General features: G+C 60.6%; 7 protein-coding genes and 1 riboswitch. Of the genes, 1 reads left to right on the forward strand and 6 read right to left on the reverse strand.

Annotated features, from left to right (window positions below; translation table 11 throughout):
- Both glyA and ABW043_RS01805 read right to left on the reverse strand, forming a co-directional pair.
- A partial coding sequence (glyA, locus tag ABW043_RS01800; protein WP_353919534.1) for a serine hydroxymethyltransferase occupies positions 1-1,178 on the reverse strand: 1,178 nt, incomplete at its 3' end.
- A gap of 119 nt (positions 1,179-1,297) precedes the next feature.
- Positions 1,298-1,381: riboswitch (ZMP/ZTP riboswitch) on the reverse strand.
- Between the two features lie 47 nt (positions 1,382-1,428).
- Positions 1,429-2,457, reverse strand: coding sequence for an acyltransferase family protein (locus tag ABW043_RS01805; protein WP_353919535.1), 1,029 nt, complete (start codon positions 2,455-2,457; stop codon positions 1,429-1,431).
- A gap of 292 nt (positions 2,458-2,749) precedes the next feature.
- Here ABW043_RS01805 and ABW043_RS01810 point away from each other — a divergent pair, with 292 nt between their 5' ends.
- Positions 2,750-3,202 carry a BA14K family protein gene (locus ABW043_RS01810; protein WP_353919536.1) on the forward strand — a complete coding sequence of 151 codons (453 nt, stop codon included), beginning with the start codon at positions 2,750-2,752 and terminating at the stop codon, positions 3,200-3,202.
- On the opposite strand, the gene ABW043_RS01815 is transcribed toward ABW043_RS01810, so the two are convergent.
- The 4 genes from ABW043_RS01815 to ABW043_RS01830 all read right to left on the reverse strand — a co-directional run bounded on the left by ABW043_RS01815 (position 3,199) and on the right by ABW043_RS01830 (position 6,275).
- A complete protein-coding gene (locus tag ABW043_RS01815; protein ID WP_353919537.1) occupies positions 3,199-3,408 on the reverse strand; it encodes a DUF6898 family protein in 210 nt (69 codons plus the stop codon). The two genes, ABW043_RS01810 and ABW043_RS01815, sit on opposite strands and share 4 nt — an antisense overlap.
- A gap of 166 nt (positions 3,409-3,574) precedes the next feature.
- The gene (locus ABW043_RS01820; RefSeq protein ID WP_353919538.1) at positions 3,575-4,843 is read right to left on the reverse strand and encodes a L,D-transpeptidase family protein; all 1,269 of its coding nucleotides are present in this window, start codon (positions 4,841-4,843) and stop codon (positions 3,575-3,577) included.
- A gap of 276 nt (positions 4,844-5,119) precedes the next feature.
- The gene (ldtR, locus tag ABW043_RS01825) at positions 5,120-5,629 is read right to left on the reverse strand and encodes a transcriptional regulator LdtR (protein ID WP_035081594.1); all 510 of its coding nucleotides are present in this window, start codon (positions 5,627-5,629) and stop codon (positions 5,120-5,122) included.
- Between the two features lie 238 nt (positions 5,630-5,867).
- Positions 5,868-6,275 (reverse strand): hypothetical protein, encoded by a 408-nt coding sequence (locus ABW043_RS01830; RefSeq protein ID WP_353919539.1) that lies wholly within the window; start codon positions 6,273-6,275, stop codon positions 5,868-5,870.
- Between the last annotated feature and the right edge of the window lie 245 nt (positions 6,276-6,520).

Below are 6,520 nucleotides of genomic sequence, written 5' to 3' on the forward strand. Positions count from 1 at the left end.
AGTTCGCCGATGGTCTGGAATTCGGCAGTGCCGAAGCCGCGCGAGGTGCCGGCCGGGGTGCCGAGGCGCACGCCGGAGGTGATGGCGGGCTTTTCCGGATCGAAGGGAACTGCGTTCTTGTTGCAGGTGATATAGGCGCGGCCGAGGGCGTTTTCAGTCGCCTTGCCGGTCAGGCCCTTGGGACGGAGATCAACCAGCATCAGGTGGTTGTCGGTTCCGCCCGAGACGATATCGACGCCACCCTTGACGAGGGTTTCAGCCAGAACCTGAGCATTGGCCACGACTTGCTGAGCGTAGAGCTTGAACTCGGGCTGCAGCGCTTCCTTGAAGGCTACTGCCTTGGCAGCGATGACGTGCATCAGCGGGCCGCCCTGGATGCCAGGGAAAATGGCCGAATTGATCTTCTTGGCGATGTCTTCATCGTTGGTGAGGATCAGGCCACCGCGCGGGCCGCGCAGGGTCTTGTGCGTGGTCGTGGTCGCGACATGGGCGTGCGGGAATGGGCTGGGGTAGACGCCGCCAGCGACGAGGCCGGCAACGTGGGCCATGTCGACGAAAAGGATGGCGCCGACTTCATCGGCAATGGCGCGGAACTCGGCCCAATCCATGACGCGCGAATAGGCCGAGAAACCGGCTACGATCATCTTGGGCTTGTGCTCGCGGGCGAGCTGACGGACCTGGTCCATGTCAACGCGGCCGTCCTGCTTACGCAGGCCATACTGGATGGCGTTGAACCACTTGCCGGACTGATTGGGCTTGGCGCCATGGGTCAGGTGACCGCCGGCATCGAGCGACATGCCGAGGATGGTATCACCGGGCTGGATCAGCGCCTGATAGACGCCCTGATTGGCCTGGGAACCGGAATTGGGCTGGACGTTGGCGAAGGCCGCGCCGAAGAGCTGCTTGGCGCGCTCGATGGCGAGGGTTTCAGCAACGTCGACATACTGGCAACCGCCATAATAGCGCTTGCCGGGATAGCCTTCGGCATACTTGTTGGTCAGCACCGAGCCCTGGGCTTCGAGCACAGCCTGGGACACGATGTTTTCCGAGGCGATCAGCTCGATTTCGCTCTGCTGGCGACCGAGTTCGTCCTGGATGGCCCGTGCGATTTCCGGATCGGTTTCAGCTACCGAGGCGGAAAAGAAATGGGGAAAGAGCGGGGTGGTAGAGGCGCTCATGCGGTGATTTCCTCACTAAGGATCAGGTTGACCAGCGTGGCGGTCGCTTTATCACGGCGCGCTGCGCAAATCCAAGACCGGTATGGCTGTATCGGGTCCATGGGGCGTCCCTGATCGCGGATGGGTGCCCAGGCGAGCGGCTCTATGAAGTTCGCGTTTCCCGATGGTTGCCCATCTCTTTCTCGCCAGTCGCGCGAACGAGGTTCTTATGCCGCAAAAGCGACCGCAGGGAAAGGGGGCGGCTTGCCAATCAACTCGGGGAAAGCGCGCGTACCGACCGACTCCGATCGCGGCCAAGGCCGAAGAGCCGCAACAGGCCGAGCCGCTTCAACACGGCATAGGCAAGCAGGGGCAAACCGACGCCTGCCAGGAGACCCACGATGATGTGAAGCCAGACGGCGTCAACGCCGAGCCTGAGGAGACCAATGCGCGTGGCGGCCTCGGGAATGACATGCATGACGTAGATCGCCATGGAGGTGGCGCCGAGATAGGTCATCACCGCCATGCCTCGCGCCGGGACAAGCGGGGCGAAGCCGTAGACGACAGCGCAGAAGCCGAGAGTGGCGAGCAGGCTGAGCAGGGTACCGAGAGGGGCCGGTTGCAGGCCGAAGATGACGGCGCCGCAAAGGCTTGCGGCGAACACCCCTGCCCCCACAAGTCCCGTCGAGAGGGTCGGCTTCAACCCAAGGAGGTCGAGCCGGGCCAGAAGGATGCCAGCGAGGAAGAACGGCAGATTGGCGTCGGCGCCATCCAGAAGGCTCATGCCCGGAACCATGGGCAAGAAAACGGCGGCGGCGAAGGACAGCACAAAAAGCACGGCAAGCACCGCGGTCGTCGTCCGGACCAGAACCACGCAAAGGGCCTGGATCAGAAAGAGGGCCCAGAGAAACCAGAAAATGTCCTTGGGCGGGAACGGATAGAGCAAGGCCTCGGTCAGCGTCAGCGTTTCGCGCGTGGTGACCGAGTTGGCGAGCAGCAAAAAGGCGGCGGTAATCCAGGACCAGATCAGTAGCGGGTAGAGCAGCGTCTCGCAGCGTTTCAGGATGGACGCGCCCGCTCCGTCGCGCCGCACCGACTTCTCGAAGAAAAGCCCCGACACGAGAAAAAACAGCGGCATATGAAAGAGGTAAATCGCGGAATCGACCGCAGCGAAGAGGCCGGCATCGGTGAAAAGATGGGCCTGCCAAAGGCCTCGCCACACGTGTCCGAAGACGACGAGCACTATGCCGATGCCTCGCGTAGCATCGACCCAGTCGAGGCGGCCCACTTCTCTGGTCATGACCTCGGGGATCCCCCGTTACGATAACTTCCGCGCGCTGACGTTGGGCCCAGGGTTGAACCAGCGCCCGGTGGCGCATTTGGCCCTGGAAGAAATGGATTTTGTTTGCTGCACGTCGTTTAGCAGGGATCCGGGGGGAAACGGAGTCGAAAGTGCCGGGTGGATTAACCGATAGTCTCTGCCAAACGCTGACTGTTGAACGGTCAATATTGCGGCCAGCCGCAACCACCTGACCTCCCCAGACATTGATCTGCCAAGAGAATAGGCGGGCAGTGGCCCGGGAGTAGAGAAAATGATGAAGCTAGCCAGTCTTGTGAGTGGTCTCGCCCTCAGCGGCGTGGTGGCCTTGAGCGCGGTGGTTCCGGCGCAGGCCCAGTCGGTGACGATGAGCTATGGCCAACGCTATCAGGTGATCGAGACATATTGCGACCGCAACCCATGGGATCGCGACTGCCAGGGTTTTTACGGCGGCGACTGGGGTGACCGGGAATATAACAGCTTCTACAATTCGCGCCGCTCGTCGATAGACAGCATTTCGACGGGCATTCTGGGCTTCACCTTTGGCGCGGCGATCGGCTCGATCATCGCCAACAGCAACAATAATGGCGGCGGCGGTGTCGTGGTCTCGCGTGCGAACGGCTACGATTCCCACGTACAGGCCTGCTACAACCGCTATCGGTCCTATGACGAGGAAACCGATACGTTCATGGGCTTCGATGGCATTCGCCACCGCTGCAACCTCTAGGCGTAGCGACCGGTTGGTGGCGGAGGTGGCGGCTCGGGTTCACTCAGCTTGCGCCTGAGCTTTGCGAGGGCAACGCGCTCCATTTGCAGGCGCGTTGCACTAACCGGAGTGATGACGAAGACTTCGGTGCCCGTCACCTCGTCTATCGCGGCGACGCGCATGACCTGACCCATCTGCACGAATTCAAAAAGAACCCCGCCCGACATGGGACCTCCATTGCTGCGAGCAGTTTAACAGCGATTCGTGAAGGCGCGGAGTCGGAATTGTGCGGATGAGGCGGCTCGCTACTTAGACGTCGGCACAAACAGAAATCCCCGCTTTCGCGGGGATAACTTTGTGGTTCGGCAATGACTTAGGGGCGCCGGGCGCTCCTTAGGCGTCGAAGCTTACCTTGCCCTGTTCGTCGAACTTGTAGACGTCGTCGCGGAAGCTGACGGTGCCCTGACGGTTGGCCCAGGCCGTGATGTACGTGGTGTGCAGCGGCACGCGGGCCTTGCACTCGACATCGAGGCGTTCGAGCGAGTCGAAGGTGCTATCGACCTTGTTCTGATCCCAATCGCCGTTGTCGCGCAGCAGCCAGTTGACCAACTGATTGACGCCATCGACGCGGACGCAGCCCGAAGAGTGGAAGCGCGCATTTTCGCCGAAGAGGGCTTTCGAAGGCGTATCGTGCAGGTAGCAGTCGTAAGGATTGTAGAAGTTGATCTTGCAGTGGCCCATGGAATTGGCCGCGCCAGGTTCCTGGCGATACATGTAGTTCACCTGCTGGTCGGTGATGGCAGCCCAATTGATCGAGGTCGGATCGACCTTGTTGCCCGAACCATCGTAGATGAAGATGTTCTGCTCGGTCAGGTAATTGGGGTTTTCCATCATGTACTTGGTCAGGTCCTGACGGACCAGCGACTTGGGCACATGCCAGTAGGGGTTGAAATTGATCTGGCTGACCTTGCTAGCCATGATCGGGGTGGCGCGTTCGACGCGGCCGACAACTGCGGTGTGGCGCTGTTCGACCATGCCGTCATTCACCGCCTCGATGGTAGCGGCAGGAATGTTCACCACGACATAGCGCGGGTTCAGGTTCGCGGCCATGTTCTGGACGCGCGTGTAATTGAGATAGAGCTGCTGCAGGCGAGTGGCGGCCGGCACGGACATGGCGTACCAGGTGGCTTCGTCGACCTGGCCATTGACGACGAGGCCATGGCGGGCCTGGAAGGCGCGGACGCCGGCATCGGTCTGGGCGTCGAAAAGTTCGCTGACATTCTCGACCAGTGCCATATCGCCCGATGAAATCAGGCGGCGCTTGAGATTGACGACGTGACGCGAGGACTTGCCGAGATTGAGGCCATAAGCCTCCTGCGGGATTTCTTCCCAGCCGCCGGCAGCAACGAAAGGCTCGTACTGCGAGATGGCGAGCTGCAGGTTGTAGACCGTGTCATAGGACAGGATCGGTTCATTGGTGGAGATCAGCGCCTCGGCGGCTGCGGTGTTACCGCCCTGATCTGCGTCCTTCAGTACGCGATTGCGGGCGAACATGTCCCAGATCGACTCGCCTTCCTGGGCCCGTGCCAAGGTTGGCAGCAGCGCGGTGCTGGCACCGGCAATGGCCATGGTCTGCAGAAAGGAACGTCGATTTACCCGCATATCGTCACCCGAAGGAATCTGTCGCCACATAGGCGCGATTATCATTGCCGGCACCTGTTCCACAACGGCTGTCAACGCCTTGTGAACCATGCCGGCAGGCCCATCCATAGTCGAGGAATGGTTTAAAAACCACGTAATCCGGTGCCTCAGATTTGCGGCACAAATAAGAAAACGCCGGCCGGGGGCCGGCGTCTCCGCAGAGAGTGTGGCGTGGAGGCAACACAAGCCTACACCCGCATGCTGTTCAATTGACGCGGAGCCCTGCCCCGCACGCAATCAGAGCTTGTAGAGAATCTGGTCGACCCAGAAGCGTTCCAGGCGGGCCAGAGCCTTGTTGAGGTTGTCGAACTCTTCGTCGCCGAGGCCGCCGACCTTGTCGATGGACTTGAGGTGACGATCATAGAGTTCGTCGATCACTTCCGCGACTTCCTCGCCCTTGGGGGTGAGGCGGATGCGGACCGAACGACGGTCGGTGCGCGAACGCTCCTGGAAGATGTAACCGGTTTCGACCAGCTTCTTGAGATTGTAAGAAACGTTCGAGCCGAGATAGTAACCGCGCGAGCGCAGCTCACCGGCGGTCAGTTCGCTGTCGCCGATGTTGAACATCAGCAGCGCCTGGACCGGGTTGATATCGTCCCAACCCATACGATCGAACTCGTCCTTGATCAGGTCGAGGAGACGACGGTGGAGACGTTCCACACGGGAGACGGCTTCGAGATAGAGGGGCTTGAGACCTTCCGGACGGTTCGGGATCAGGGCCTCAGCTGCGTTCGACTTGGTTGCCATTTTTGCCTCACTGTTTTTTCTCTGCGTGCGATTTTTCGCATCTCATGAGGCCAAACTACGACGCCCGAACTAAGATCGCCCTAAACAGCACGCTTAATGGCATCTTACTGGAAAGCAATGAGAATTTGGCTTAATGCTTCGTGACACCGGTGCATAAAGTTGTAACCTTTCCGAGGGGTAAACGGCGCTCGGACCAGTTGGAAGCGGGCGGCCGACGCGACCGCCCACATATGCGATGTCAGGCCCGCAACGTCTTGAAACCGGCAAGCTTGATGGCGAAAACGGCTGATACGGCGAGCGCCTGAGCGATGATGAAGGTTACTCCGATCGCGGTCATTTGAGCCGAATAAAGAACAAGAAGAAAAACACTCAGCAGGACCCAGAGACCGTCGCCGAGGAGATTGGCGATGAGGGAGAACCTGTCGGGGCCGATGGCAGCGCCGAGGGTCCAATTGCCGAGGGCCCAGGGAAAGAGAAAGAGTCCGGCTCCGAGGAGGACCGTGTGCATGGGTGCCCAGCCGATCAGACTGGCGAGAGGCGAAGCGAGGGCCAGAAGGGCAATGCCCATGGTCAAGGAGAGCACCGCGTCGAAGCGGTAGATGAGGCGGGGATCGCGGAGGATGAGGGTCTGGGCGGCGGATGTCATTGCAGATCTCCAAAGGACCGGTTGTCGATGGCTGGAGGGTGGCGCGCGGGAGGTCATGACGACAATTACCTCCGAGGTAATGGAATTACGGCGGCTCCTGCGGCAGGTTGGGACCCAAGGAGACTAGCCATGTTCGAAACGGCCCTGCGCGATTGGCGCAATCAACGGGGGATGAGCCAGATGGCGCTGGCCATGGCGGCGGAGGTATCGCCGCGGCACCTGTCCTTTCTTGAATCGGCGCGGGC

Origin of the sequence: Devosia sp., assembly GCF_040509215.1 — a bacterium.
Classification (GTDB): Bacteria; Pseudomonadota; Alphaproteobacteria; order Rhizobiales; family Devosiaceae; genus Devosia.